The sequence below is a fragment of the Bradyrhizobium sp. USDA 10063 genome (assembly GCF_054063735.1).
The window spans coordinates 8593015-8619399 of record NZ_JBSSGP010000002.1; the positions used below are offsets into that span (position 1 = coordinate 8593015).

The following is a 26385-nucleotide window of genomic DNA, read 5'->3' on the forward strand; positions in this document are numbered from 1 at the left end:
CTAGAGCGGGATGGGTTAGCTTGAATCGATTTGGGATTGATCGGGATAGGGGGACGTCTCGCGACGCCACCCCTCCCACACCACCTGGCATACGGGTCCGTACCGCGGCGGTTCGACTGAGTTAAGCTGGCCCAGAAACCAGTATTCGGGGGAGACCGAGAGCGTCAAAGAAGTGGTTGCGCAGGGCATGCTGGACCGCCGGGTGCCCGGACATTCGCCAGAGCCCCGTTGGTGAACCGGCGGCAATCGATGCGGCGAACTTCGTGATGCCGAGGCGGCGAAGCTCCGTGAATCGCTTGTGCCCGTTCTGCCATTGTCGCCAGAGATACATTCGCAGTCTCCGGCGAATCCAGGCTTCCAGGTTTGTGAGCACGCGAGGAGTCTGGCAGAACGCAAAGTACCCGCGCCATCCGATGAGGTAAGGCGAGAGGTCTTTGATGATCCGTTCCAGATTGGTGCCTCGCGTCCGGCGTTGATGTCCCGGACCCGGTTCTTGAACTTAGCGAGCGCTTTCGGCGCAATGCGTCGTTCGCTCCCGTCGTTCGCAATGCTGAATCCTAGGAACTTGCGCTCTTCTGGTCGTGCCACCGCGCTCTTGGCCTCGTTGACCTTTAGCCGAAGCTTGTCGGTCAGGAACCGAGTGATCGAAGCCATGACCCGCTCGCCGGCGCGATGACTGCGAACATAGATGTTGCAGTCGTCGGCATAGCGACAGAACCGATGGCCACGTCGAGCCAGCTCCTTGTCGAGATCGTCGAGCACGATATTACTGAGGAAGGGCGAGAGCGGCCCAGCCTGAGGGGTCCCCTCATCCACCGGTCTGATCAGGCCGTCCTCCAGCACCCCGGCATTCAGGTACGCCCGGATGAGTTTGAGCACGCGCTTGTCGGTCACCCGTGCGGCGACGCGCGACATCAAGATGTCATGGTTGACTCGGTCGAAGAATCTTTCCAGATCGAGATCCACCACAACGTCGTAGCCCTCGGCGATGTAGCGTTGTGCCTGGGCTACGGCCTGGTGCGCCGACCGTCCCGGCCGGAATCCGTAGCTGTGCTCGGAGAACGTCGAATCCCATTGTTCTTGAAGAACCTGCAGCACGGCTTGCTGAATCAGGCGGTCGACGACACAGGGAACGCCGAGCCTTCTGACCCCACCATCCGGTTTCGGAATTTCCACCCGCTTAACCGGCCGGGCTGATAGTTCCCGTTGAGCAATTCGAGCCGAATTGCTGGCCAGTGCTCACGCAGGAATGCCTTGGCGACGTCGATGGTCATCTCATCGACACCAGGACCTCCCTTGTTTCCTTGAACGCGTTTCCACGCTCTTTGAAGGTTCTCGCGGCTACACACCTCCTCCATCAGATGTTCTGGGAAAGCCGGGCTTTCGGTCGCCGTCATCGCCACAGACGGTTCGGCTCCTCCGGTCGCGGCAGCCGGGGTTTCACCCCGACCCTCCGTGCCTGAGGCCAGTTGTTGCTGGTTTGTCTGCCGCTTTCCGTTCATGAGGTGCCGGTCCTACTTGCCACTCTCATTCGTTCGGGCCTTCAGCCATCGTTTCCGGCTCTGCCTATCCGTTGCTCCGCTTTTCAGCTTTGGAGTGCCTCAATAGCTTCGCCGACAGCATGACCTATTACGCCCTCTGCTGACTTCTGCCAGGTGGTCAGACGACCTCGCGGCCGTCTCAGTCGCCGTACAGCGACGCCGGGCAGATCTCTCGGGGTAAGTTCAATCGCCTTCGATGCACGACCGCCGGATCTACGCTTCGCATCTTTGATGGATATAGACTTCGCGATGTGTTGCCCGCTCGTCCGACACTGGCGCCTCATATCCGGTTCTTGTTCATCGGCCCGCATCTTTGATCCACGCTTCCTTCAACCCCGCCTCGCGGCGGCAGCCCTTGCATTTCTCTATCCCTTCACCTCCATCAGGTTGGGTGGAAGACTTTCACTTCCGAGCTATTGAACATGCCCGGCACACAACGAAGCCGCTGGCGCGGCATTTGAGGAGTGGTAGTAACGGCCGCCTCCTGTCTGAGAGGATCGAGGGTTTTCAGAGCCCAACCCTTTAGACAGGAGGTTTTCCGATGGCCAAGTTGAGCCCTCTCCGCCGACGCATGATCGAGGACATGACTGTCCGCAACTTGTCGCCGGCGACGCAGCGATCATATCTCAACGCCGTATCGAAGTTCAGCCGATATTTTGGCCGATCGCCCGACCATCTGGGCTTGGAGGATGTCCACGCGTTCCAGGTTCATCTGGTGGCGACGGGGATATCATGGCCTGCGCTTAATCAGATTGTCTGTCCGTTGCGCTTTTTTTACGGCGTGACGCTCGGCCACAGCACGATCCCGGAGCGCATCGCCTACGCGCGGCAGCCACGCAAGCTGCCGTTCGTGCTGAGTGCCGACGAAGTGGTGAGCTTTCTGGAGGCGATCCCGAGCCTGAAGAGCCGCATAGCGTTGACGACAGTCTATGCCACCGGATTACGCGTGTCGCAGGTGGTTTCGTTTCAGCGCCGTCGTCCCCTTGAACTTCTTGCGGGTCCAGAACTTGATTGCCGCCAGACCGAGCGGAAGCCCCTCGGTCGTCACGGCGAGGCTCGAATGCATCAGGATGCCGCACTGCGTGCGCCCTGCCGTCTTACCCGTAAAGCCAATCAGATCCGGCTTCTCGCGCTTGACGCCGAATTCCGTCGTGTCGTGGAGGACGAGGATCGGTCCCTCTATCGCCGTTACGCGCCCGCGCGTCGCCTCGAAATGACCGCAAAGAATATCCGCCTCATTGACCCGCTCGTTGGAGAAGAGCGAGAGGAGGCCTTCGTGTTGGCCAAGTCCTGACAAACCAGCGGGATGCTTTGACCCATGTCGCTCTCGATTTGTGCGAGCAGCTTGCCGAACCGGCGGCCAAGCCGCTCATCCTTAAACTTGCATCCCGCAGCTTCCCGATCAACCTACGTCTCGATACCGGTCGTCAATCGCCGAGCACGCGCCTCCGCGCGTTCCCTCACCAAGCCCATCGAACACCCCACGCTTCCGAATCAGGTGCTCAACAATGAATCACAACAGATTCTGCCGATTCAAGATCTCGCCCGCGGCGCGTTGTTCAAATCCGACGTCAAATGTGGGTAATTGAAAGCTACGCCGGACGCTTACGGCGCTGCAGCGGGTCCTCGAGCTTCTGAGACGGCGATAATCCCGATCCCGAACGGTGTTGTCCATCGTCCCGACGCATAATCACCATGCTGCGCAGCAGGTGGGGATAGATCCTGTGGCCGGCCTCCCGTTTCGTGGTCCGGGGACGGCGATAGAGCGCCTCCGTCCCCATCCGCCGCATCAGCGTTTTGACATGCCGGCGGCCGATCTTGCACTCTTTGGCAGCCAGCGGGCCGCTCAACATTCGCGAACCGGCGAAGGGAAACTCCAGGTGCAGCCGGTCGAGACGTTGCATGAACGCGAGATCGGCGTCAGGCACCGGCCGCAACAGGTAGTAAACGCTGCCGCGGCCGATCTGCAAGACTACCGCCTGCCGGGTGATCGACGGATCGTGCTCGCGGTCGATCGTCTCTTTGCGATCAGCAATCCCGCCTTGGTAAGCGCGCCTTCTAAAAACTATCCTGGCGCTGCGCGCCCCTGTGAGGTGAACGGTCAGTGCTAGCCTGCGCCCAGGAAGGGAGGCGGCCGTTGCGTTTTGGTGGCATGAACCCCGAAAAAAATGGTCCATGGGCTGTTGCGCGCTTGAAGTGGTGACGCCATCCGGCGATCCAGTTTTATGGAATCTGATCAATAGAGCAGCCCAGCCTTAAGTGACGGCGAAACTGACGAAGCCGTCTCTCGATCATCGGCGCGTAGGCCAAGACCCAGCGGTTGATCGTGGTGTGATCCACCTCGAAGCCATGCTCGCGAAACATCTCTTCCAGATCCCGATAGCTGAAACCAGGAACCAGACCGTTGTGAGCAACGGAATATCGGTCGGATTCGTTGATCTTGCCGTGCTTTCAATTGATTGCGGTCGCGTTCGTCGCGCTTTGTTGAAATCGTGCTGTCGCGAAACTGGTGCGGTCCGCGGGAAACCGTCATGACAGATAGGCGGGAAAGCGCGGCCGAAGGATGCAACGACGGCCTCAGACCACAAGTAGCACTCCTATCTTAGCATTTACAGCAAGACGTAGCGAGTGCTACATAGTATTGTAGAAGCGTAATTGCTGGAGAGCCGAATTCAATGCAATCATCGATAATCTCGCGCCGTTGCGTCCATCCAGGTGTGCCGATGAGGGCGGCGCCTTCGACCGGCCTTCCTGGCGGCATGTCGGTCGTCTTGCTCTGTTGGGCCGCAGCCACGGGACCGACATACGCGCAGAGCCTGCCCGAAGGCGCGGCAATCGTAAGCGCTGTCTTGCCCCGCGACCTCAGTCCGTGGGGCATGTTCTTGCAGGCCGACATCGTCGTTAAGGCCGTGATGATCGGACTTGCCTTTGCCACGCTTGTGACCTGCACGGTATGGCTGTCCAAGACGATTGAGCTGCTCAATGCGCGCAGAAACGTGAGACGCGCGCTGCGCGAGCTCGCTGCGGCCAGGAGCGTCGAAGACGCGGTGCGGACGGTGCCCGCGGGGGCGGTGGCGCGGCTGCTCGATGGCGCCGTCGCAGAGCTGAAGCTCAGCACCGATCGCATGGACAGGGAAGGGATCAAGGCCCGCATCCTGTCGCGACTGCAGCAGATCGAGGCCGCCGCCGGCCGGCGCATCGCGTTCGGCACGGGAGTGCTGGCGACCATCGGTGCGACCGGACCCTTCGTCGGCCTGTTCGGCACGGTCTGGGGCATCATGAACAGCTTCATCGGCATCTCGAAGTCCCAGACCACCAATCTGGCAGTGGTGGCGCCCGGCATCGCCGAGGCGTTGCTGGCAACCGCGCTCGGGCTCGTCGCGGCAATTCCGGCGGTGGTGATCTACAACCTTTTCGCCCGCCAGATCGGCGCCTACCGGGCGCTGCTCGGTGACGGCGTTGCGGAGATCGCGCGGCTCGCAGGCCGCGATCTCGATGGCGGCACGATCGTCGTGCGACGACCGCACCTTGCGGCCGCGGAGTGATCCGGTGGCGGTCAATCTGAACCAGTCCGGCGCCGAGCTCGCCGAGGTCAACGACATCAACGTGACGCCGTTCATCGACGTCATTCTCGTATTGCTCATCATCTTCATGGTGGCGGCGCCGCTCGCCACCGTCGATGTCGCCGTGGACCTGCCGGCCTCGAACGCGCAGCCGCATCCGCGCCCGGACAAGCCGGTGTATCTCACAGTGAGGCCCGATCTGTCGCTGTTGGTCGGCGAGGCGACGGTGAGCCGCGCGGCGCTCGCGGCCGCGCTCGATGCCGCGACGGAGGGCCGGAAGGACAGCCGGATATTTTTGCGCGCCGACAAGGCGGTTCCCTATGGCGAGGTGATGCAGGTCATGAACGGATTGCGCACGGCCGGCTATCTGAAAGTGGCGCTGGTCGGCCTGGAGCAGTCGGCCGCGCCATGATGGCTCTTGCGGCCGACGACGTCGCCGATCTGAGGCGCTGGACATTCTCCGGTCTCGTCGTGTTCACGCTGTACGGCGCTCTCACGGCATCCCTGATCGCATGGCGCGAGCCCGACAACGTCGAGCCAGCCGAGCCATCCGGCGCAATTGTGGTGGATCTTGCACCGGTCTCGGCCGCGCCCTTGACGACGCCCACGGACGTTGCGCCCGGTCCCGAGCAGACGCTTGCCGAGGCCCGGCCAGAGGCAAAGCCCGACACGCCGCTACCTGAGGACACGCCGGAGCTGCCGCCGGCGCAGAATCCCGAGGCCGTTGTCGATGCGCCAACCAAGGCGCGGCCCGACGCCGTGCCCGAGCAGCAGGCTGCGGCCGCTACCACCGCACCGGCCGCGGTTGCAGACCGCGTCGCGCCAGTGGCCACGGCGCCGACGCAGGGACGTCCGGACCGCAAGGCCGAGCAGACGATCGCCACCTGGCGTTCACAGATCCTCGCGTTGATCGAGCGCAACAAGCGCTATCCGGACGCCGCACGTTCCCGGCACGAGCAGGGGATCACGCAGGTCCGGTTCATGCTGGACCGCAAGGGGCTGGTCAGCGATGCGCAGGTCACGCAAAGCTCCGGCTCCAGTGCGCTCGACGGCGAGGCCATCGCCTTGCTGCAGCGTGCGCAGCCGTTTCCTGCGCCGCCCGATACGTTCGCAGGTCAATCGGTGGCCGTAAAGCTGCCGATCCGCTTCACGGTCAAATAGCAGGCGATCGAGCGCGACAGAGCCGTCAATTCGTCGCGAAGATACGATCGCCGGCACCGAAGCGGTAGTTGACGCCGACGCGCACGGCATCGGTGCTTATCCGCGCGTCGGTATCCACCAGCATTACCGCGGCGTCGGGCAAAGTCGGCGTCGCGCGGAACGCTCCGAGATCGGAGTGCTGGTAGTCGATCGTTGCGGTCCAGTTGCCGGTCAACCTGGTTTCGATACCGGCGCCGACGGCCCAGCCGAAGCGGAAAGTGTCCACGCTGTAAGGTGTCGTGAAGAAGGCGGCGGTAGCCGTCGTGCCCGACACTGATCCGGAGGCCGTGACGGTGCCGAAGGGAACGCCGGCTGAGACGTAGGCGAGGGTCTGCGGGGTGACTGCCACGCCGATACGGCCACGCACGGTTGCGAGCCAGTCGAAACGGTAGGAAAGATCGGCCGACATCGGCGCATCGAGCGGAGCCTGTGCCGGATTGCAGACCGCGCCCGGGCACGTGCTCGCCGAGCGGCCGTGCTGGTTTGCGTAAGTGAAATCGCCCTCGATGCCGGCGACCATGCGGCCCGCAGTCCAGTCGTAGCCGGCCTGGACACCGACGCCCGCATGATCGAGTCTTGGGACCGGTGTGTTGCCGAACAGCGGCGTCTCCGTCGCGGTTTCGATGAAGCCGGCATAGGACTTCGCAGTGCCCCAGGCGTAGCCGACATGGCCACCGGCATAGAAGCCGCTCCAGCTCCACGCCGGCGCGGGCGCCGCCTTGGTGAAGAAGGCCATTGCGTCCTGCCCGCGTACCGCGCCGACCGGCGCGTCGGCCCCATACTTCACGTTGAGGAACAGCTTGAAGGTTCTGCCGGGCAGCAGGATCTCGTCCTTGTGGAATTGCACGGAGTTGCGGATGTTGGCGTTCAGCAGATTGTCGCCGATCAGGCCGGTAGCGATTTCGACCGGCCCCCACGCCGACGTCCGCCATCGCTGCCGGTGCTCGATCTGAAGTTTGAGCAGGTCGTAGCCGTCGGTCGGCGTGTCGAACTCCGCAAAGTCGTTTTGCCTGAATGCGTGCATGTAGTGCAGCCTCGTGAACCAATTGTCGTTGCGCCAGTAGATGCCGCCGCCGGCGCGCATCGGCGGAATACGCGGCACGTTGCTGCCATCGGTGAAGGTTGCGCGCACGACGTCAAACTGTCCCTCCACGCCGAAGATGCCGCCCGCGAGCGGCGAGATGTCCCACTGCCAGGTCAACTCGCCGCCACGGAAGATCGCATCGCCCTGCGAATAGGCGACCTGGATGTAATCGCCGCTGCTGGCGGGCGCGCAGGTCGAAAAGTCCGCCTCGCAGAAATTGCCCGTCGCCTGGCCATAGATGAAGTTGCTGTAGCGCGTGTAGTAGAGATTGGCATCGAACCGGACATCACCGGCCGTGCGCTTCAGGCCGACTTCCACGGTGTTGGCGGTCTCGAGCGTCAGCTTCGGATTGCCGATCTTGAAGGTCTTCTCGGAATCATCGGGCCCGCTGGCAAACAATTCGAGCGCGCGCGGGGCCCGCTGGATCCGCTGCAGCGTCAGGCTCGCCTGAAGGTAGGACGGCAGATCCTTGATGGTCGCGAAGCTGATGCTTGTCGGCAGGAAGCTCGATCGGGACGGTGTGCTGGCGGGCTCGTTCGGCGGCGGCAGGTAGCTTGACGGAAAATCGAATGACGTGCCGGACACCTCGACATGTTCGACGCGACCGGCGAGCTGTGCCCGCAGCGCATCGGTCAGTCTCAGCTCGTCGAAGAAGTACGCGGCGGCTGTCGTGGTCTGCGCGGGCCGCAGGATCGCCTGGCCGACCGTATCGAGGCGCTGGTAGGCGCCCTGGGCGCCGACGATACTCGTCAACGCACCAAGCGGCGTTGCAAGCGGCTGCGTCTCGAGCTCGATCTTGCCCTCCGTCTGGCGGTTCTTGAACGTTGCGCCGATAGTCTGGAAGTCGCCGAGGACCGTGCTGTTGTTGACGACCTCGTCGTGCCGGTAGTCCGAGTACCCAAGCCAATAGCGCACGGCTGCGAGGGCTGCAGCGTCGGGGCGGTATTCGCCCTTGCTCGCGATCTTGGTCTGCTCGAGTTGATTGTGCTGTTTGGCCTCGGACGTGGCAATGCCAGGGATATAGTAGTCGCTGGTGAAGCGCGAGATCGACAGGCCGGCATAGCCGCCGTCGAACAGATAAGAGCCGCCGATCGAGGCGCCCGCACTCTGCGTGGCGGAGTTCGGTTGCCGCCCGTTGAACGTCGGCGCGGGATTGGGAGGAACTAGATAGGGGTAGCTGGGAATGCGATAATCCTGGGCACCGCGGCCGTAGACATCGGCATGCACGGCGGCATTGCCGCTTCCGGCGTCGAGCAGAAGGCCGCTTTCCCAGCCGCTGTCGACCGAGGTGACCGCCGATCGCAACTCGGCGGAAAGGCCTCCGATCGGGGCCGCCGTGGGAATGCGATTGTTGGTCGCCTCGACGACGCCGCCGACCGCCTGCGACCCGAAGCGCAGCGCGGCCGGTCCGCGGAGCACTTCGGTCCGCTGCAGCGCCAGCGGATCAATCGGGACGGCGTGATCTTGGGCGATGTCGGAGACGTCGACGGCGCCGACCCCGTTTTCCTGGATGCGGACCTTGGCATCCGACAGTCCGCGCAAGACGGGACGCGAGGATTGGGTCGAGATACCTGCTGACGTCGAGCCGGGCGTGGTGAAGAACAGATTGCCGAAGCCCTGCGTCGGGCTCGACTGGATTTGATCGCCCGTCATGACCGAAGGCGCGAGGGGTGGGGGGCCGGAAGCCGGCGTTGCGGGTTGGGCCGCCGCGGGCACTGGCGGGGTTTGGGTCGCTCGCCGCCCGGCGGCTTCCGCGCGGTTGGCACGGCGGACCGGCCTCTTCTGCCGGCCCTCGACCGTCACCAGCGGAATGTCCACTTCGTCCGGTGAGCCGGATGACGCAGGCGAGGCCGCCGTGCTCGATGATTGCAAAGCGGGTGGTGCGGTCGCCTCGGATGGAGCGGATGTCGCGGGAGCGGCGGGCGCCGTAGAAGGCTGCTGGCCTGGCGTCGTTTGTCCGGCCGGAGGAGCGGCCGTCACCTCGGGTGAAGTTTGCTGGGCGTGAGCGCATTCGCTCAGACACATCATGACAATCGACGTCGTGCTCAGAACAGCCGAGCGAGTTACGCGAACGTGCATTTTCAATCCCCCGCGGCAGCACCGCGGGCGAAGCGGCACTTAGTAGGTACACCACCAAAATGTAGGTTAAGCTACAAATGAAGGGCGCTTGCTACAAAGTCAAGCTGCGCCTGTTGCAATTGCGAAGCTGTTGCAAGAAGGCGACAGGCAACTGCGCGAGCTTGCAATGTCGCCATGGAGGGCCCATGGTCGGATGTCTTAAAGATTCTGGATTTTTACATGCGCCCGAAGGCTTCCATGGATGTCGCGGCATCGGTTCACGCGCTCCCCACTGAGCAGGCGCAGGCGCAGCGCTTCGGCAAGGCTCGTTCGGCGCGCTCGACCGCGATCCTTGAAGACTATGTCGAGCTGATTGCCGACCTGATTGATTCAACAGGTGAGGCGCGTGCGACCGACATTGCGCGAAGGTTAGGGGTGTCTCATCCGACGGCGATCAACACGATCTCGCGGCTGAAGCGGGAAGGTCTGGCGGTGGCTCGTCCCTACCGCGGTATTTTCCTGACCGAGAAGGGCGAAGCGCTGGCCAAGCGGGTGCGCGCGCGTCACCGTCTGGTCCTGGAAATGCTGCTCGCGCTTGGCGTGCCTCGGGAGACCGCGGAGGCGGACGCCGAAGGCATCGAGCATCATGTATCCGAAGCGACCCTCAAGGCCTTTTCGGAGTTTCTCAAAAGATCGAAGGTGAGGAAGGCCAGCTGACGGTCCGTCGCCAACGGTTACACCGCGGCCATCTGGACGATTCAAACAGCCGATGAACTGGGCGCTCATATCCGCAAGGGCAAAACCGGAACGCTCGTCGTCTACTCGACTGTTGCCGTCCTCAACCATCCCGTCAACGTGATAACCGGATTCGACTGGCCGGATTCTAATACCAACGGCCTTAAGGACTGACCGTGGCCCAAGCGCGTGCGGTGATGGAAGCGATACGAGATGGATCGTTTGCGAAGAAGTTCCAAGCGTCGCAGGTTTTGTCGACGATGTCGTCGTCATCATCGAACACGGTGATGGCGAGCTTGTTTGCGCGTAGATACTCCCAGACGTTTTCGATCGGGTTGAGCTCTGGCGCATAGGGCGGCAAGCGTAGAAGGGTAATGTTGTCCGGAACGGTGAGCGCACCGGCGCCGTGATAGCCGGCGCCGTCGAAGACGAGGATGGCATGTGCGCCGAGGGCGACCTTGCGGCTGATCGCGTCCAGATGCAGCGACATAGTCTCGGCATTGGCGCTTGGCATGACCAGGCCGGCCGCGACGCGGCGCTGAGGACAGGCGGCGCCGAAGAGATAGGCCCAGTCGTAGCGCCGATCGCGGGGCGCGCGTGGCCGCGAGCTGCGTCGCGCCCAGACGCGGGTCAGCGTGCCCTGCTGGCCGATCCGCGCCTCTTCCTTACATGAGGGTTCGGCTGTCAACGCCTTCTGCGATGGCGCCTCCTATCTTTTCGTGGTGTTTTATGGCACGTCCGGGTTCGGGGCTGTCTGCATCGCAGCACGTGCTGCGTCACCTTACATGCGGTTGGGCCGGCTTTGCGACCCACACCATAATGCCTCTTGCACGAGGCTTTGCCCCGACGAGACGCGGCCCACCTGAAACGCGGCAGCATGTGGCCACCAAGGAGGAAGACGGTCGCGCTCCCCGTATTGCCGCCGGCGACATTCCGCTTGCAGCAATCCTTGTCAGCTTATGCCTTGGCCACGCTGTCCGTCCTGAGCGCGATGCCATCCGGCACCACGCCAGTCTCCACGTAGCGCCACAACGCGATCAACAACTTTCTCGCCATCGCTACAATCGCAATCCGTCGCGTGCGTCCCTGCAGCGTGCCGAGGCGCTCACGGAACCAACTGGCCAGCCCGCTGTCGGGCTGATAACGCAGCCAGAGCCAGGCGAGCTGGATCATCGTGGTGCGTGCTCGCGGATTACCCGCTCGGCTGATGCTTCGGTCGCGATCCATGCCGCCGCTTTGATAGGGCATGGGTGTGATGCCGACATAGCTGGCAAGCTGGCGGCGATTGTCGAAGGAGCGGTAGAACACCTCCCGCACCAGCACCGCGGCAAGGTTTTCCCCAATCCCGCGGATGCGTTGCAGGGCGGTGATCTTGCCAACCGTCTTGTCAGCCACTTCTGCTTCTTCCAAGGTTCGAGCGCGATTGTCTTCGAGTTCGCGGATCAGTTCCAGGACAAAGACAAGTCGCCGACGCAGGCGATCAAGTTCGGCCCGCAACAATGGCGGCAGGGCACGGCCGTCCCCGGTTCGCAGCGCGGCCACGTCGCGCTCCCAGGAGCGCAAAGACGGCCTTCCCGGATGCCCTGTGTAAATAGCAGCGCCTCAATCCTGTTCTCGATGCGCTGTTTGTCGTGAACAAGCTGTTCGCGCTCGCGGTGCGGGCGCTTGGCGTCCTCCTCCTCGGGCGTCGGCACGCGCATCATGCTACACACCTGCCGGTCGCCAGCCAGGTGGCGAGTACGCGAAGCATGCCTTCTGCGTCGAGCCGGTCCGTTTTGGCCCGCCGTGCACGTCTGTTCACAAATGCTTGTCGGCTCGAGGATATAGGCAGAGATGCCATGCGCCGTGAGCAATCGATGCAGCCAGAACCCATCCCGGCCTCGAAGCAGCACGCCAGGTCGGCGGGGCGGCCCGGCCGAAGCCTTCAAGCGCAGATCAGTCATCGTCTTGAGCAGCGTGGCCGCGTCGCCTCCCTTCACACGGTGTAGCCGCGACTTCTCGATCCCGGGTAGGCGCGCGGCCACGAGCCACGACGAGACGCTGAGTTCGATGGAGACATACACGGTGTTGTCGGCTGGCATGGCGGCAGGTTCCTCGATCTGGTTGCGGACGCTGCCAATGTTGCCAATCAGGCCGGGCGTTGTCCTGGCTCATAGCATCTGGAACCAGATCTCGATCGGCTTGCTCTGGACGTGGCTGGGGAGCGCTGCTGTGACGATCGCGGCAAAGTTTTTTTGAACGTCTCCTGGGCTCCCTCATCGGCTTGCGGATGACGGGGGCGTACAGAAAGAAGACGGTAGCCAAGCTTCGCCAGAACCTTGCCGACCGAGCGCTCATGCAACTTGACGCCGAAGCGTCGCTGCAACTCGTCACGCAAATCGACCCGGCGCCAACGGACCACCCCGTGTCGGGCTGGATCAGGGCCGGCTTCGACAAGCGCGGCCAGTTCGGCCTGTTGCGGCGCCGTGAGCCTTGACCGCGGACCTGATGGTTTGATCGAACGCAGCCCCGCCAGACCTTCGGCGTTGTAACGATGCACCCAGTCCCGCAAAGTCTGGCGATCCATTCCGCAACTTTCCGCGGCCCTCTTGCGATCTACCCCTTCAAGCACAAGCGCCAGCGCCAACATGCGTCGGGCCACTGTACCGTCCTTCTCCTTGCGCGCCGCCTTCCGAAGTTCGATCGCCGTCAAATCGAGCCGGGTGATCGCAACCGCCGTCCCCATCAATGTCGCTCCTCTCCCAAAGAGCAACTATCGATTCAGAAATTCCCTGATTTGGGAATCCCCATCATGAGTCAAACCTTAAGGCCGTTGGTATAAGCGCCCCAAGTAGAAAAACCCCGGCATTGCTGCCGGGGTTTTCGCGTGACGCGGCTGGATCAGAAGTCCATGCCACCCATGCCGCCGCCAGGAGGCATCGCGGGGCCAGTGGCGGCCTTCTTCGGCAACTCGGCGACCATGGCCTCGGTGGTGATCAGCAGCGCCGCCACGGAGGAGGCGTTCTGGATCGCGGTGCGCACGACCTTGGTCGGGTCGATAATGCCCTTGGTGACGAGGTTGCCGTACTCGCCGGTCTGCGAGTCGAAGCCGTAAGAATACTGATCCTTCTCCAGGACTTTGCCGACCACGACCGAGCCGTCTTCACCGGCGTTGATTGCGATCTGGCGGGCCGGCGCCGACAGCGCCTTGCGCACGATCTCGACGCCGGTCTTCTGGTCCTCGTTCTTGGTGCGCAGGCCCTTGAGCGCTTCGGTGGCACGGAGTAGGGCGACGCCGCCGCCCGGCAGGATGCCTTCCTCGACCGCCGCACGGGTCGCGTGCATCGCGTCATCAACGCGATCCTTGCGCTCCTTGACCTCGACTTCGGTCGCGCCGCCGACGCGGATCACCGCGACGCCGCCCGCGAGCTTGGCCAGACGCTCCTGCAGCTTCTCACGGTCGTAGTCCGAGGTGGTCTCCTCGATCTGCGCCTTGATCTGCGCCACGCGCGCCTCGATGTCGGCCTTCTTGCCGGCGCCGTTGACGATCGTGGTATTCTCCTTGTCGATCATCACCTTCTTGGCGCGACCGAGCATCTGCAGCGTGACGTTCTCGAGCTTGATGCCGAGGTCTTCCGAGATCGCCTGGCCGCCGGTCAGGATCGCGATGTCCTGCAGCATGGCCTTGCGGCGATCGCCGAAGCCCGGCGCCTTGACGGCCGCGACCTTGAGGCCGCCGCGCAGACGGTTGACCACCAGGGTGGCGAGGGCTTCGCCTTCGACGTCTTCAGCGACGATGACGAGCGGCTTGCCGGTCTGCACCACGGCCTCGAGCAGCGGGAGCAGCTCGTTCAGCGAGGAGAGCTTCTTCTCGTTGATGAGGATGTAGGCGTCGTCTATCTCAACGCGCATCTTGTCGGCGTTGGTGACGAAGTAGGGCGAGATGTAGCCGCGGTCGAACTGCATGCCCTCGACGACGTCGAGCTCCGTCTCCAGCGACTTGGCTTCCTCGACGGTGATGACACCCTCGTTGCCGACCTTCTTCATGGCGTCGGAGAGGAACTTGCCGATCTCGGCGTCGCCGTTGGCGGAGATGGTGCCGACCTGGGCGATCTCGTCGTTGGAGGTGACCTTCTTGGAGTTCTTCTGCAGGTCCGCAACCACAGCCTCGACCGCGAGGTCGATGCCGCGCTTCAGATCCATCGGGTTCATGCCGGCGGCAACCGCCTTGGCGCCTTCGCGCACGATCGCAGCCGCGAGGACGGTTGCGGTGGTGGTGCCGTCGCCGGCCGCGTCAGCGGACTTGGAGGCGACTTCGCGCACCATCTGGGCGCCCATGTTCTCGAACTTGTCGTCGAGCTCGATCTCCTTGGCGACGGTGACGCCATCCTTGGTGATACGGGGCGCGCCGAACGACTTGTCAAGCACGACGTTGCGGCCCTTCGGACCCAGCGTGACCTTCACCGCGTTGTTCAGAATGTCGACGCCGCGCAGCATGCGGTCGCGCGCGTCCACGCCGAATTTGACTTCTTTTGCTGACATATTGGTTTCCCTGAATTGTCTTGGTCTCATTTCACCCTTGGCAGGCCGCCCGGCAAGCGCTCCTCAGGGGTGAGTGGCGCGAGCGGTGGATTAGGCGGCCTTCTTGTTGGAAGACACGTCGGTGAGAACGCCCATGATGTCGCTCTCCTTCATAATCAACAGCTCCTGGCCGTCGATCTTTACCTCGGTACCCGACCATTTGCCGAACAGCACGCGGTCGCCGACCTTCACGTCGATCGGGATCAACTTGCCAGCCTCGTCACGGCCGCCCGGGCCGACCGCGATGATTTCGCCCTGCGAGGGCTTTTCCTTGGCTGTGTCTGGAATGATGATGCCGCCCTTGGACTTCTCTTCGGCTTCGATGCGCTTGACCACGACGCGGTCGTGAAGCGGACGGAAATTCATGCAGCCCTCCTAAGTATTTGCACGAGTCAACGGTTTCAATTGCTAGCAGTCGACGCCCGCGAGTGCCAGCGCAGCTGAAATAGGACAGGGTTTTTCGGGAGCAAGGGTTGGTAGCAAAAAAAACGTCGCCCAGTCCCGCCGATCTGAAGCAAATTCTGTCGGACGCTAGGCGGTTCGGTGGCGGCCACCTGCGGAGCGAGAAGCGCAAGCGTGACGAGTCACACCGTTGTGGCTCGACCTGTTGCTCATGAGAGCGCTTTCAGGAAAAGTAGAATCCGGTTTTCCGTCAGAAAGCGCGACAGGGAAAAGAAACGAGCCTTTCACGTTTCCACGGAAACGTGAAAGGCTCTCGGCGTCAGCTGCGGCGGTCGTTCCGGTAGGTGGCCGGTGTCGCGCCGGTCAACCGCTTGAAGACCTTGGTGAAATGCTCCTGATCGGCAAAGCCGCAGGCCGATGCGCTCTCGGCGATCGGTGTGACGCCTTGGGCCAGCAAGTGTTGGGCTCGGCCGACGCGGGCGCACAGGATATATTGGTACGGCGAAAGCCCGGTGGACCGCTTGAATTGTTTGACGAAATGTCCCGCGCTGAGGCCGCTGCCGGCCGCCAGCTCAGTCAATGACAGATCTCCATCGGACCGGCTTCGATCAAGTCTTTACCTTATTCAATGCCGTTGAACGCAACCCCGACGGGGGTTCAAGTTCTTGAACGCGAGCGCCGACACATTGGAATGGTCGCGGAGGAGGCGCGCGGCCAACGCCCTTGCCAGATGGTCGGTGTACAGGCGCGCCGAGTGCGGAGGATCGTCCAACGCCGCCCGCGCGGCCAAGGCCAAGCGCTCGACGACGTGATCGGCGGCTCCAAACCTGGGGATGATCTCCACCACGCTCGGGTTGCCACGAACGAAATCCGACGTCACTTCGTCGATGACCGACTTGCGAACGTAAACGTGCAGGGCCGTGATTTGTCCTTCGAGCGCGATGTTGAAGTCCGTGGTCGGCGGTACAGTGACGAAAAGTCCTGGCTCTGTCCGCCGCCGTATACTTTGTCCGCGGATTCGTCGAATGATCGATGCCGAGCCAGCAAGCCGAAGCTCGATGAGTGCGTCAGGGCGTCCGGCGAAGAAACCGTCGTAGCACGTCGTGGTATGAACGGACGCATAGAGGCACGTCCAGCCGAGACCGTCACCGTGTGTTTCGTGGCCGCCGAACTCGTTGAGCGCGCCCGCTAACTTCCCCTCCGCCATCGTGCCTCCCTGCAATGCTGGAGCGCATGAAACGCGCAGGGCCGACCTCCCGCTCAACCATCCTTCACATATCGGTGAGCAGCGCAGGTCGTTGCGAAATGACTCACTTCGTCGCGGTCTCCAATATGCACAGCCGCTAGAGGGTAACGGTAATCAACTGCCGGTTGCAGGTAATATGCTCGTGAATATCGATAAAGATTTGTGATCCAGCACGCCGCTTTGCTTCCTCATAGTTCATATGACGAGGGACGTCGTCATCGCGGAAAAGAGCGCTCTGATCCGGTTGCTGCGGTTGAGCGGTCCGCTACAGGCCGTTGAGGAAATTGATCGCCATGCAGCACATCCATCCCGACATCTACGCCCATATCCGCTTCATCATGGCCATGGTGCTCAGTCTCAGCCTTGCACGACTGCTCAACGGCCTCGCGACATTCGTTCAACATCCAATCAAAGTTAAGATTTTCTGGATTCACATAGGATGGGTGCTGTCTATGTTTCTTTTCGTCATTCATCTTTGGTGGTGGGAATTCCGCCTCAGAGAGGTCGCCAGCATCGACTTCCCAACCTATTTCTTTCTACTCGTCTTCTGCAGCCTGTTCTTTTTTCTCTGCGCCGTTCTGTTTCCGACCTCGATGGAGGAATACACCGGATACGAAGACTACTTCATCTCCAGACGGGGTTGGTTTTTTGGCATTCTTGCAGTCCTCTACGCCGCGGACTTGGTCGACACGGCGATCAAGAGCCCGGCCTACTTCGCTTCGTTCGGGCTCGAATATCCGATACGGAACATGGTCTACATCGCGCTGTGCCTCGTCGCAATCGTCGTCAGCGATAAGCGGTTCCACGGTTTGTTCGTGGCGTTAGGTCTTGTCTACCAAGTAAGCTGGATCATTCGCTCGTTTAGCTAGATCAAATAACAGCAGGTCCTTCAGACAAGGCGAAATTCACAGCGAGCACTTTCACCTGCTCGCTCCACAAAGCCCGTGCGAGCGTACGTACGCTGGAATTGTCGATGCCCGTTGACGCGCGACGTGCGCTCTATGAGGCGGCTGTCGCGCTGCTGACGCGCTTTAAACGCAAGGACAAGGTAGAAGATGGGGGTACGACCTCAGATGATATGTTGGACCCGAAGCTCTTGACGCTGTGATCGCCGCGCGTTGAACGATGGAACTCTGCGACAGCGGAAGAGGCTTGGTGCGGATCAAGGACGACGGAATGGCAAGCCGCGATCTGGTCCGCACTGATGCAGAGCGGGGCCGAGCAAGCGATCGGACGGCTCAATCCGAGCGTCACGCCCCAGGCGCTCAAAACATTCGCCAGGCAGGCCCTCAGGCGGATGCGGACCAACAGCGGTGGCTACCGCCGCGACCACGTGCATGCGCTCGCCCAGCGCATCGAGGTCGATGCGAAAGAAGGTCGTATCATGGGGCCCAGAAGCGTGCTCCTACGCACGCTCGTCGCCGCATCAAACGCACAAACGGCAGGTTTTGGATTGCCCAGTTTTGTACCGAAGTGGCGCGCCCGCCACGATTCAAACGTCCGACCTCCACCTTCGGAGGGGAGCGCTCTATCCAGCTGAGTTACGGGCGCATCTCTTATTGTCGCCTACTCCGAGCGACCCGCGCAGGTCAATGGATTCGGCTCACGCCGGGAACATTCGTCTTGCGAGAGCGATCGCCGCTCGGCCCTCTGCACAGTTACGCCTGTCTATCCGATCGTTTCCGAAATTACCCATCTCACTGATTACGCAGTGCTTACGTGAAATTTTCTTCGATTGGATCGCCCAGCGCCGATCTCACAAGTCCTTGTCTTTCCGGCCTCTTCCAAACCCTCTTTTCCACCAACTGGTTTGACATCTGCCTTCGGAGGGCAACGGTCGATCGCGCAAGCGTGGGAAGCGTCCGAGGTCTTCGTCGAACGTTCGTCGTGACGGTGCGCCAGCGATGAGCTCCCGGAACGCCGGTCACTCCATGCCGAACAGTTCGGCGGTCGTCGTCAGCGGGATTGATTCCCTTCGGCGCAAAGCCTCAGGATCGAAATCTTCCGGCGCGAGATCCAAGCCGGTGCGCTTAGACATCACCCATAGGAGGACGTCCTCAACGTCGTCGCCGCCGTCCAGCCGCTCCAGCCACGCTCGCCCTTTGGTCGAAAGGGGCCAGCGGTTGAGGGAAGCCGAGCCGGTCGAAATGTCGTCGGCTAAGTCGAACAACGAATGGTCCGCCGGAAGCAGATCGTGTTTCTCAGCGAGCGAACGGGCTTGGGCCGGATCGTCGATTATTGCAAAGGCGAGGGCGACCCTCGCCGGCGTAGCGTGCTCGCCGCGGAGGGTATCCAAGGTGAGCCCATCGGCGTCGGCCGCTAGCTTGGTGCCCAATGCCAGCAAGGCGGGCGCGGCAAGCTGCGGGTCAACGTGCCCTGCGGCCTTTGCGTAGACCATGCTCCATGCCGCCGCGTAGCGGATTGGATAGAGGTTCTCACTGGAGTCGCCGGCAACAGGGTCGTCTTCCAGGCTCCGCTCGAGCGTCGCCCAGATCCGATCGTCGTGAGACCGCGTCAGTAGGCCCAGGAGACTTGCGTGGAGCTCCACGTCCACTGGTCCATGGGGGCGGCCGTCGAGGACGGTGATGACGTGCTCGACCGCTTCAGCGGGCAGGGACTCAAACTTGCTCAATGCGTCGGCAGCCGCCCGCGCCACGTGGTACTCGGGCTCTTCCCTCTGTTGGTGCTCAGGGTGGCGGGCGTAGTTGCGGGTGTCGCCGAGCAGTGTCAGCAGCGTCGGGAGCCCATCGGTCCAGCGGTGCCTGCCGACAATTTCCGCCAGAGCGGCGCGCACCGGCGCGCTTCTGTCGCTGACCTCATCCAGCAAGCGCTGCCGCCGCGGTCCTTCGGCGCGGGGCGCCAGGACCTCGATTGCATGCAGACCAAACATCGCCGGGAGCGCAGCCTGGCTTGATAGGTCGCGCGAAGATACGCCTTCGCTCAAAGTACGCACTTGGGGCGTCAAGCCGAACAAGGCGTTCGTTTCATCGAAGGTTACGTAACCGTCATCGCGCAGCGTATCGAGCAAGCGATAGCACGTCGTCCTGTTGAGCCCGGTCCGCTTCGCGAGTTGGACGGCATTCGACGGCCCGCTCGCATCGAGTTCGTTGATCAGCGCCAGTCCTCGGGAAAGCGCCCTGACGTCGCGGTGGATGATCCCTCCGGGCGTGTTCGCAGCGCGAACATTCCATAGACTCCGATGGAATCATATGATTGGCGCCGTCATGAGGTAAGCACGACGATCTTGCCTCCTGCAGAGTTGTCTTCCATGCAGCGATGGGCTTCCGCGATCTGGTCGAGATGGAAGACGCGTCCTATGTGGACGCGGAGCGTGCCCGCTTCAACCTGCCTTACCAGGGATTGGAGCGGCGTTTTCATGAAATCATCGGCCCCGCCGGAATATGTCGTGAGGTTGACGGCGGTCGGGATGACATCCATTGGGCTGAACTTATCGAACCACCACTTATCTCCAACCATCCCGGTCATGCACACGCTTCCTTGCCGACGTGCGCATCGAAGAGAATCGGCCAAAGTGGTCGTTCCAACCAATTCAAGAACTTTTTGTGCGCCCCCGTCCAGGGTTACCTTGACGGTTTCGGCGATGCTGCCATCGTCGACCAAGACGTGATCGGCGCCCGCGGAACGAAGTAGCCGAAAACGGTCTGCACTTCGTGTGGTAGAGATCACTTCCGCGCCGTGGCTTTTGGCGATGGCCGCGGCGGCCAACCCAACTGATGTCGTTCCGCCGCGGATCAGGAGACTTTCGCCCCGGTCGAGCCGCAGAGCGGTGAAGAGTGAACCCCACGCAGTTTGCAACATTTCCGGTAGTGCACCCAACGTCTCCCAGGAAAGCGTCGTCTCCAGAGATTGGACCTGCGCAGCCGGTACGCAGACGTATTCCGCATAGCTGCCGTCGAACTGGCGTCCCATGCCGCCCATTGCCGTTGCCACGACCTGGTCGCGCCGGAATTGACCACCTGGTGCACTCTCAACCAGCCCAACGGCTTCAATACCGAGCACTCTCGGAAACGAGACGCTCGGCGACAATCCGCGTCGTGTGAACAGCTCCGATCGGTTGAGACCAAAGGCTTTGACGCGGATCAGGACCTGTTCACCAGTTGGTACGGGCATGGGCCGACTTTCAATCCGCAAGACTTCGGGTCCGCCAGCTGCACGTATCACCGCTGCTTTCATTTGCGTCATAGCTGACCACCCATTCTTGTCATCGCAACTCCCGAAAGTCGCTCATAGCTAGGTGGCTTGTATGCCGATCGCCATTTTTCCAAAGTGAGAACCGCTCGCCATGTGAGCGAATGCCTCCTTCGTCTGGTCGAACGGGAACGTCCGGTCGATCACCGGCTTCATTCCATTGAGCGAGATCGCGTCGCACATCGCCTGAAGATCCTCGACAGAGCCGACCGTGACGCCTTGCAGGCGCTGCTGCTGCATCACCATCAACGGGAGCCGCGAGTTGGGTGGCGGGGGGCCGGCGAGAACGCCAATGAAGGCGATCGTACCGCCGATCCTGGTGGCGCGGATCGACTCGTTCAGAGTACCGACGCCTCCTACTTCGACGACGATATCTACGCCATGGTCCGTCAGCTCGCGTGCCTTCTTTCCCAGTCGGGCGTGGTCTTGTAATTGATCGCGACGTCGGCGCCTAGGCTCTTGAGCCGTTCGATCTTGCCGTCGCTTGAGGAGGTTGCGATGACGCGCGCTCCACACATCTTTGCGAACTGGAGCGCGAAGAGTGAAACGCCGCCGGTTCCTTGCGTCAGAACGGTCTGACCGGGCTTGACGCCGCCGAGCTTGATCACCGCACTCCACGCGGTAAGGCCGGCGCAGGGCAGCGCCGCCGCCTCCTCATCGGCGAGGTGTAGCGGCGTCTTGACCAGCGCGTGCGCCGGAAAGACGCGATACTCGGCGAGCACGCCATCCACCGAGCCGCCAAGCGCGGCGTGCATCTTCGCTTCGCTCGGTTCGCCGCCAAGCCAGTTCTCGAAGAAGCTCCCGATGACCCGATCGCCAACGGCGAACTGTCGAACGCCGGCGCCCACGGACTCGACCGTGCCGGCCCCGTCCGAAACCGGGACCAGCGGAAATTTCTGGCGCGAGCCGTAGCCGCCTTTGACGGTCAGCAGGTCGCGATAGTTCAGCGTGGCTGCCCTCATGCGGACCAGCACCTGGTCCGCGGCGGGTTGTGGGATGGGTCTGTCAACTAGCCTGAGACCTTCCGATCCGTCCGGTCCCTGCAGTTCGTAGCACTTCATGGCGCTTCTCCTTCGAGCGAATTTTCAAACGGCGTCGCTCTCACTCTTTCGAGAACCGCGTTCATCGCCGCCTCCAGGGCCGCGACGCCGCCGTGATCGCGGAAAGCGGCATAGCACTGTTCGTTGATGCCGCCGACTGTGCTATAGTGACTCCGGAGGTCGTCTAGTGGAATCTCGGGGGAGGTCAGCGCCGAGCTGGCGATCCCGAAGTTCAGACCGGACACGTATGCCCGTGCCGCCGCGGCCGCCATGCCGTTTTCCGATAGCCACCTGACACAGGTCTCCTGAACACCAGCGGCGACAGCCATGAGGGCGCTGCCGGCGCTTGCGGCCTCGTACTCGCGTAAGCTTTCAACGCCGATCGCCCCTCCGATCGCATCGAAGATCTTCATCGTCTCCAGATCCGGCGGATAGACCACGGTTGGGCTCATCTTATCCGCGACGAAAGGCAGTGGAATCGCTTGCGAAATGTGCGTGCGTCCGCCGGTCCACCGCAAAAGCTGTTCCCGATGGGTTGCGGCGACGAGGCCGATAACACGCTGTCCATCCCGGAAGCGTAATTCTCGCAGAACGTCGCGTAAGATTTGGGGTCTGATCGCGAGGAAGACGATATCGGTATGATCGATCACTGCTTGGTTGTCGCGCGCGACTTCGACCAAGGGGAACTTAGCCGCGAGCTTGGCTGCCACCGTCGAATTCCTTGGAGAGACGACGAGGGCCGCTACATCAAGTTTCGATTGAGCGATGCCGGTGACGATGGCTTCCGTGATCGTTCCGGTACCGATGAAACCGACCTTCATGTCACTTCTGGCTCCAGGGAAGGGGACGACGATCTGCGGCTCATCGTACCAACATATTGTTTCATGTAGGGAAACGCCACTATCGCTGCAAAAACCGTAATTTCGCGGGAAGACGTAGTGTTTCGGCGCCCCTTGTGTCATCTCACTCAAGCGCCAGGCCGATACAATATATAAATATATTGACATATTGTTCGGTGGCGTTATTTATCCTGCAGCGCCGCTAAGACGCGCAGCTCGGAGGATCACCCCATGGACGCTCGATCAGTTCTTCTCGACCCGATCAGAGTGGGCTCAGCGACCCTGAAGAGCCGGATCGTCATGGGGTCGATGCATACCGGCCTCGAGCACCATCCGGAGCGCTTCGACGAACTGGGGCGCTTCTACGCCGAACGGGCGAAGGGCGGCGCCGGCCTGATCATCACAGGCGGCTTCGCCCCGAACTTCGCGGGGCGCATGAAGAACGAGCCCGGCACGTTCGAGCGGTCGGACCAAGTCGCGGATCACAAGAAGATTGCCGGTCCCGTCCGAGCTGCCGGCGGACGGATTTTGCTGCAAATCCTGCATGCCGGCCGCTACGGTTATCATCCCGCGGTTGTCGCGCCGTCGCCGATCAAATCGCCGATCAATCGCGACGTGCCGGCCGAGCTGACCTCCGAGCAGATCGAAGAGACGATCAGGGACTACGCGACCACCGCACGCCTTGCGATCGAGGCCGGTTACGATGGCGTCGAGATCATGGGGTCGGAAGGCTATCTGATCAGCGAATTCCTCGCGACCCGGACCAATCACCGGACCGATCGGTGGGGCGGCTCACTTGAAAATCGTGGCCGCTTCCCGATCTCCGTCGTCAAGGCGGTTCGCGCTGCTGTAGGCGACGCGATTCTCTCCTATCGGATATCGGCCCTCGATCTCGTTGAGGGCGGATTGACGCTGGACGAGACGATCTGGCTCGCCAAGGAAGTCGAAAAGGCCGGCGCAGATTGCCTGTCGACCGGCATTGGCTGGCACGAAGCTGCGGTGCCGACGATCGCGGGGCCCGTTCCCCATGCCGCCTTTATCGAGTCGACCCGTCGGCTGAAGGAGGTTGTGAAAATCCCTGTCACCGCGAGCAACCGCATTAACCTGCCGGAAGATGCCGCACAGATTATCGCCGAAGGCTCCGCCGATCTGGTCTCGATGGCGCGGCCGCTTCTGGCCGACGCCGAGTTCGTCAACAAGGTCGGTCGCGGACGTCCGGATCTCGTCAACGTCTGCATTGCCTGCAATCAGGCCTGTCTCGACCACTACTTCACCGACCAGGTCATCACCTGCCTGGTCAATCCGCGGGCTGCGCGCGAAAACGAATTCTCCGATACGCCGGCGGCATCGGCGAAGCGCGTCGCGGTCGTCGGCGCCGGCGTTGCCGGAATGGCCGCCGCGCTCGAAGCCGGACGGCGTGGCCACCACGTGACGCTGTTCGAGGCTGCGCCCCGCATCGGCGGCCAGTTCGCACTCGCCGCCGTCATCCCGGGCAAGGAGGACTACGGGCTCTCGCTAAAGAGCTACGAAGCGCAACTGGCCGAGGCCAACGTCGAGATTAGGACCGGTATGGCGGTCGATCCGGAGGCCCTCAAGCGCGAGAACTTCGATGAGGTTATCGTGTCGAGCGGCGTCACTCCGCGGTTGATCGACATCCCCGGCGGCGATGATCCCCGGGTCGTCGGGTATACGGAGATTCTGAACGGCACGGTCAAGGCCGGCCAACGCGTAGTGGTCATAGGGGGAGGCGGCATCGGCCACGACGTCGCACTCTTCCTCGCCATGGAGACGAACGGCCGTCGGCAGACGCGTGAAGAGTTCTTCGAGCGGTGGGGCATCAACGGAAAACCCAAGCATCATCCAGCGAAGCGACATATCACGATGGTCAAGCGTTCGCCGGGCGCGTTCGGACGAGCGCTCGGGAAGAGCACCGGCTGGATCCTGCGGCAGGAGCTGAAGGATCTGAGGGTCCGCCAAATCGCCGACGCCAAGTACCTGAAGATCGACGGCGAGGGCTTCCATATCGCCCTACCTGATCGGAACGAGGTTTTGCCGTTCGACACGATCGTCGTCTGCGCCGGTCAGGAGTCTGATCGACGGATAGCCGACGATATCGCGGCAAAGGGGCAGTCAGTGCACGTGATCGGGGGCGCCCGGCTCGCGGGCGAGCTCGATGCCAAGCGCGCCATCTACGAAGGTGCGATCTTGGGCAACCGGATCTGAAAACACTTGCGGCGGCAGCGATCGCCGTACAGAGAAAACGAGGAAGCCCCAATGGCGATGGATCTGAGTGCGGAGTTTCTGCAAAGGCGGGCGGCGAACTTTCGTCCGATGACGCCGATACAGTTCCTTCGGCGCGCAGCTGATGTCTTTCCCGACCGGGTGGCGGTCATTCACGGAGAAATCCAGTACACTTGGCGCGATCACGAAAAGCGCTGCCGCTTGCTTTCTTCGGCGCTCAAGCGCAGCGGTGTCGAGAGAGGCGATGTGGTGGCTGTCCTGTCGCCGAACACGCCTTCCATGCTCGAGGCCCATTTTGGCGTGCCGATGGCGGGCGCGGTACTCAACACGCTGAACACCCGCCTAGACGCAGCGGCGATCGCGTTCATCCTTGAGCATTCCGAGACTAAAGCGTTTCTTGTCGATCGCCAATGGAGCGGTGTGGCCAAAGAGGCGCTATCGAAGATGAAGTCTCGTCCGCTCGTCGTCGATATCGACGACGTCTATGCAGACAGCGGTGAACTGATTGGAGATTGCGACTACGAACAGCTTCTCGCCCGCGGGAATGGCGACGATGCCATCGAGTGGCCGGCTGACGAATTCGATGCCATTACCCTGAATTACACCTCGGGCACGACGGGCAATCCAAAGGGTGCGCTCTACCACCACCGCGGCTGCTACCTGAACACTCTGAGCCAGATCATCCATCATCAGCTCAACAGCGATTCCAAGTACCTTTGGACACTGCCAATGTTTCACGTCAACGGATGGTGCTTCTCGTGGGCGATGGCCGCGATCGGAGGCACCCACATCTGCCTTCGGAAGGTATTACCTGCTGAAATATTCGACGCCATCGACAGGTTCGACGTGACGCACATGTGTGGCGCCCCGACCGTGCTCGGCATGCTGATCGAAGGCGCCGCCAAGACAGGCATAAAGCTGAGCCGTCCCGTGGCCGTCATGACCGCGGGAGCCGCGCCGCCGGCGCCCATTCTCAAAGCGACGGAGGAATTGGGCTTCGTCGTTCGCCACGTCTACGGCATGACCGAAGTTCACGGCGTGGCCGCTCTTTGCGACTGGCATCGCGAATGGAATTCGATGTCGCCCGAACAGCGGTCGAAGCAGATGGCGCGTCAAGGGGTCCGCACGGTCGTCACCGACGACATGATCGTCGCTGATCCGAATTCCCTGGAGCCGCTTCCCCGCGACGGCGCGACGATCGGCGAGATCCTCTTCCGCGGCAACAATGGCATGAAGGGGTATCTCAAGAATCCGGGTGCGACGGACGAGGCGTTCGCCGGAGGTTGGTACAGGACCGGCGATCTGGCCGTGACCCATCCGGACGGCTACATCGAGATCAAGGATCGTTCGAAGGACATCATCATCTCGGGCGGCGAGAACATATCGTCGATCGAGATCGAGGAAGCCGTGTTCCAGCATCCTGCCGTCTCCTACGCGGCCGCCGTCGCCATGAAGGACGAGCATTGGGGTGAGACACCCTGCGTGTTCGTTGAGCTCAAGGAGGGGTACGACGGCAAGGTCACGGCCGACGAGATGATGGAATTCTGCCGAGTGCGGTTGGCGAAGTTCAAGCTTCCAAGGAAGTTTGTTTTCGGGCCGATCGAGCGAACCCCGACGGGGAAAGTCCAGAAATTCAAGCTTCGCGACCGTGCTCAAGATGCATGAAA

At 62.1% G+C, this 26385-nt stretch carries 20 protein-coding genes and 6 pseudogenes; 10 read left to right on the top strand and 16 right to left on the bottom strand.

Annotated elements, in window-relative coordinates; all coding sequences use genetic code 11:
• Positions 1 to 15 precede the first annotated feature (15 nt).
• Positions 16 to 1176: a group II intron reverse transcriptase/maturase gene (locus ACVJGD_RS42195; RefSeq protein WP_456639600.1), complete on the bottom strand. Its 1161-nt coding sequence runs from the start codon at positions 1174 to 1176 to the stop codon at positions 16 to 18.
• On the bottom strand, positions 1110 to 1502 hold the full coding sequence (locus ACVJGD_RS42200; RefSeq protein WP_456639601.1) for a hypothetical protein: 393 nt from the start codon (positions 1500 to 1502) through the stop codon (positions 1110 to 1112). Before ACVJGD_RS42200 ends, ACVJGD_RS42195 begins: the two co-directional genes overlap by 67 nt.
• Before the next feature lie 580 nt (positions 1503 to 2082).
• Between ACVJGD_RS42200 and ACVJGD_RS42205 the strand changes: the two genes are divergently transcribed.
• Complete coding sequence (locus ACVJGD_RS42205; protein ID WP_456639602.1) at positions 2083 to 2835, top strand: phage integrase N-terminal SAM-like domain-containing protein; 753 nt, start codon at positions 2083 to 2085, stop codon at positions 2833 to 2835.
• Positions 2836 to 3229: 394 nt separating this feature from the next.
• Here the strand turns inward: ACVJGD_RS42205 and ACVJGD_RS42210 are convergent.
• A pseudogene (locus tag ACVJGD_RS42210) lies at positions 3230 to 3604 on the bottom strand (IS3 family transposase); the annotation flags it as partial.
• 199 nt (positions 3605 to 3803) lie between these two features.
• Positions 3804 to 3926: pseudogene (locus tag ACVJGD_RS42215) on the bottom strand (IS6 family transposase); the annotation flags it as partial.
• Between the two features lie 338 nt (positions 3927 to 4264).
• Here ACVJGD_RS42215 and exbB point away from each other — a divergent pair.
• The 3 genes from exbB to ACVJGD_RS42230 are packed head-to-tail and all read left to right on the top strand — an operon-like array spanning position 4265 to position 6265.
• Positions 4265 to 5086, top strand: a complete 822-nt coding sequence (exbB, locus tag ACVJGD_RS42220) for a tonB-system energizer ExbB (RefSeq protein ID WP_456639603.1) — start codon at positions 4265 to 4267, stop codon at positions 5084 to 5086.
• Positions 5087 to 5090: 4 nt separating this feature from the next.
• Positions 5091 to 5516: a TonB system transport protein ExbD gene (exbD, locus tag ACVJGD_RS42225; protein ID WP_456639604.1), complete on the top strand. Its 426-nt coding sequence runs from the start codon at positions 5091 to 5093 to the stop codon at positions 5514 to 5516.
• Positions 5513 to 6265, top strand: a complete 753-nt coding sequence (locus ACVJGD_RS42230; protein WP_456639605.1) for a TonB family protein — start codon at positions 5513 to 5515, stop codon at positions 6263 to 6265. Before exbD ends, ACVJGD_RS42230 begins: the two co-directional genes overlap by 4 nt.
• A gap of 25 nt (positions 6266 to 6290) precedes the next feature.
• On the opposite strand, the gene ACVJGD_RS42235 is transcribed toward ACVJGD_RS42230, so the two are convergent.
• On the bottom strand, positions 6291 to 9041 hold the full coding sequence (locus tag ACVJGD_RS42235) for a TonB-dependent receptor domain-containing protein (RefSeq protein ID WP_456639606.1): 2751 nt from the start codon (positions 9039 to 9041) through the stop codon (positions 6291 to 6293).
• A 645-nt stretch (positions 9042 to 9686) separates the two neighbouring features.
• On the opposite strand from ACVJGD_RS42235, the gene mntR reads away from it, so the two are divergent.
• Complete coding sequence (gene mntR / locus ACVJGD_RS42240; protein WP_456639607.1) at positions 9687 to 10163, top strand: manganese-binding transcriptional regulator MntR; 477 nt, start codon at positions 9687 to 9689, stop codon at positions 10161 to 10163.
• Between the two features lie 18 nt (positions 10164 to 10181).
• Positions 10182 to 10355 (top strand): annotated as a pseudogene (locus tag ACVJGD_RS42245) (hypothetical protein); the annotation flags it as partial.
• Here the strand turns inward: ACVJGD_RS42245 and ACVJGD_RS42250 are convergent.
• From ACVJGD_RS42250 to ACVJGD_RS42280, 7 genes and pseudogenes are all read right to left on the bottom strand, one after another.
• Complete coding sequence (locus ACVJGD_RS42250) at positions 10345 to 10869, bottom strand: IS630 family transposase (RefSeq protein WP_456639608.1); 525 nt, start codon at positions 10867 to 10869, stop codon at positions 10345 to 10347. The pseudogene ACVJGD_RS42245 and the gene ACVJGD_RS42250 overlap by 11 nt on opposite strands.
• Before the next feature lie 269 nt (positions 10870 to 11138).
• Positions 11139 to 12262 (bottom strand): annotated as a pseudogene (locus ACVJGD_RS42255) (IS110 family RNA-guided transposase).
• 78 nt (positions 12263 to 12340) lie between these two features.
• A pseudogene (locus tag ACVJGD_RS42260) lies at positions 12341 to 12906 on the bottom strand (IS630 family transposase); the annotation flags it as partial.
• Between the two features lie 155 nt (positions 12907 to 13061).
• Complete coding sequence (gene groL, locus ACVJGD_RS42265) at positions 13062 to 14702, bottom strand: chaperonin GroEL (RefSeq protein WP_456639609.1); 1641 nt, start codon at positions 14700 to 14702, stop codon at positions 13062 to 13064.
• A 90-nt stretch (positions 14703 to 14792) separates the two neighbouring features.
• A complete protein-coding gene (groES, locus tag ACVJGD_RS42270; RefSeq protein WP_456639610.1) occupies positions 14793 to 15107 on the bottom strand; it encodes a co-chaperone GroES in 315 nt (104 codons plus the stop codon).
• A gap of 355 nt (positions 15108 to 15462) precedes the next feature.
• A complete protein-coding gene (locus tag ACVJGD_RS42275; protein ID WP_456639611.1) occupies positions 15463 to 15723 on the bottom strand; it encodes a helix-turn-helix domain-containing protein in 261 nt (86 codons plus the stop codon).
• Between the two features lie 45 nt (positions 15724 to 15768).
• Entirely contained in the window at positions 15769 to 16350 is a 582-nt protein-coding gene (locus ACVJGD_RS42280) for a hypothetical protein (protein WP_456639612.1), read from the bottom strand.
• A gap of 332 nt (positions 16351 to 16682) precedes the next feature.
• Between ACVJGD_RS42280 and ACVJGD_RS42285 the strand changes: the two genes are divergently transcribed.
• Both ACVJGD_RS42285 and ACVJGD_RS42290 read left to right on the top strand, forming a co-directional pair.
• Positions 16683 to 17258, top strand: coding sequence for a hypothetical protein (locus tag ACVJGD_RS42285; RefSeq protein ID WP_456639613.1), 576 nt, complete (start codon positions 16683 to 16685; stop codon positions 17256 to 17258).
• A gap of 104 nt (positions 17259 to 17362) precedes the next feature.
• Positions 17363 to 17497 (top strand): hypothetical protein, encoded by a 135-nt coding sequence (locus ACVJGD_RS42290; RefSeq protein WP_456640614.1) that lies wholly within the window; start codon positions 17363 to 17365, stop codon positions 17495 to 17497.
• 816 nt (positions 17498 to 18313) lie between these two features.
• On the opposite strand, the gene ACVJGD_RS42295 is transcribed toward ACVJGD_RS42290, so the two are convergent.
• From ACVJGD_RS42295 to ACVJGD_RS42310, 4 genes and pseudogenes are all read right to left on the bottom strand, one after another.
• Positions 18314 to 19546: a helix-turn-helix domain-containing protein gene (locus tag ACVJGD_RS42295; protein WP_456640561.1), complete on the bottom strand. Its 1233-nt coding sequence runs from the start codon at positions 19544 to 19546 to the stop codon at positions 18314 to 18316.
• Positions 19547 to 19611: 65 nt separating this feature from the next.
• Positions 19612 to 20592 (bottom strand): zinc-binding alcohol dehydrogenase family protein, encoded by a 981-nt coding sequence (locus tag ACVJGD_RS42300; RefSeq protein WP_456639614.1) that lies wholly within the window; start codon positions 20590 to 20592, stop codon positions 19612 to 19614.
• Between the two features lie 48 nt (positions 20593 to 20640).
• A pseudogene (locus ACVJGD_RS42305) lies at positions 20641 to 21659 on the bottom strand (zinc-dependent alcohol dehydrogenase family protein).
• Positions 21656 to 22459, bottom strand: coding sequence for a pyrroline-5-carboxylate reductase (locus tag ACVJGD_RS42310; RefSeq protein WP_456639615.1), 804 nt, complete (start codon positions 22457 to 22459; stop codon positions 21656 to 21658). Before ACVJGD_RS42310 ends, ACVJGD_RS42305 begins: the two are co-directional and overlap by 4 nt.
• Before the next feature lie 249 nt (positions 22460 to 22708).
• On the opposite strand from ACVJGD_RS42310, the gene ACVJGD_RS42315 reads away from it, so the two are divergent.
• Complete coding sequence (locus ACVJGD_RS42315; RefSeq protein WP_456639616.1) at positions 22709 to 24700, top strand: FAD-dependent oxidoreductase; 1992 nt, start codon at positions 22709 to 22711, stop codon at positions 24698 to 24700.
• 51 nt (positions 24701 to 24751) lie between these two features.
• Positions 24752 to 26383: an AMP-binding protein gene (locus ACVJGD_RS42320; protein WP_456639617.1), complete on the top strand. Its 1632-nt coding sequence runs from the start codon at positions 24752 to 24754 to the stop codon at positions 26381 to 26383.
• The last annotated feature ends 2 nt before the right edge of the window (positions 26384 to 26385 follow it).

Bases quoted from the DNA above. Each gene is read 5' to 3' on its own strand.
- ACVJGD_RS42200 (WP_456639601.1), bottom strand. From the start codon at position 1,502: ATGAACGGAAAGCGGCAGACAAACCAGCAACAACTGGCCTCAGGCACG.
- ACVJGD_RS42205 (WP_456639602.1), top strand. From the start codon at position 2,083: ATGGCCAAGTTGAGCCCTCTCCGCCGACGCATGATCGAGGACATGACT.
- exbB (WP_456639603.1), top strand. From the start codon at position 4,265: ATGAGGGCGGCGCCTTCGACCGGCCTTCCTGGCGGCATGTCGGTCGTC.
- ACVJGD_RS42230 (WP_456639605.1), top strand. From the start codon at position 5,513: ATGATGGCTCTTGCGGCCGACGACGTCGCCGATCTGAGGCGCTGGACA.
- ACVJGD_RS42235 (WP_456639606.1), bottom strand. From the start codon at position 9,041: ATGACGGGCGATCAAATCCAGTCGAGCCCGACGCAGGGCTTCGGCAAT.
- mntR (WP_456639607.1), top strand. From the start codon at position 9,687: ATGCGCCCGAAGGCTTCCATGGATGTCGCGGCATCGGTTCACGCGCTC.
- groL (WP_456639609.1), bottom strand. From the start codon at position 14,702: ATGTCAGCAAAAGAAGTCAAATTCGGCGTGGACGCGCGCGACCGCATG.
- groES (WP_456639610.1), bottom strand. From the start codon at position 15,107: ATGAATTTCCGTCCGCTTCACGACCGCGTCGTGGTCAAGCGCATCGAA.
- ACVJGD_RS42280 (WP_456639612.1), bottom strand. From the start codon at position 16,350: ATGGCGGAGGGGAAGTTAGCGGGCGCGCTCAACGAGTTCGGCGGCCAC.
- ACVJGD_RS42285 (WP_456639613.1), top strand. From the start codon at position 16,683: ATGCAGCACATCCATCCCGACATCTACGCCCATATCCGCTTCATCATG.
- ACVJGD_RS42290 (WP_456640614.1), top strand. From the start codon at position 17,363: ATGCCCGTTGACGCGCGACGTGCGCTCTATGAGGCGGCTGTCGCGCTG.
- ACVJGD_RS42300 (WP_456639614.1), bottom strand. From the start codon at position 20,592: ATGACGCAAATGAAAGCAGCGGTGATACGTGCAGCTGGCGGACCCGAA.
- ACVJGD_RS42310 (WP_456639615.1), bottom strand. From the start codon at position 22,459: ATGAAGGTCGGTTTCATCGGTACCGGAACGATCACGGAAGCCATCGTC.
- ACVJGD_RS42315 (WP_456639616.1), top strand. From the start codon at position 22,709: ATGGACGCTCGATCAGTTCTTCTCGACCCGATCAGAGTGGGCTCAGCG.
- ACVJGD_RS42320 (WP_456639617.1), top strand. From the start codon at position 24,752: ATGGCGATGGATCTGAGTGCGGAGTTTCTGCAAAGGCGGGCGGCGAAC.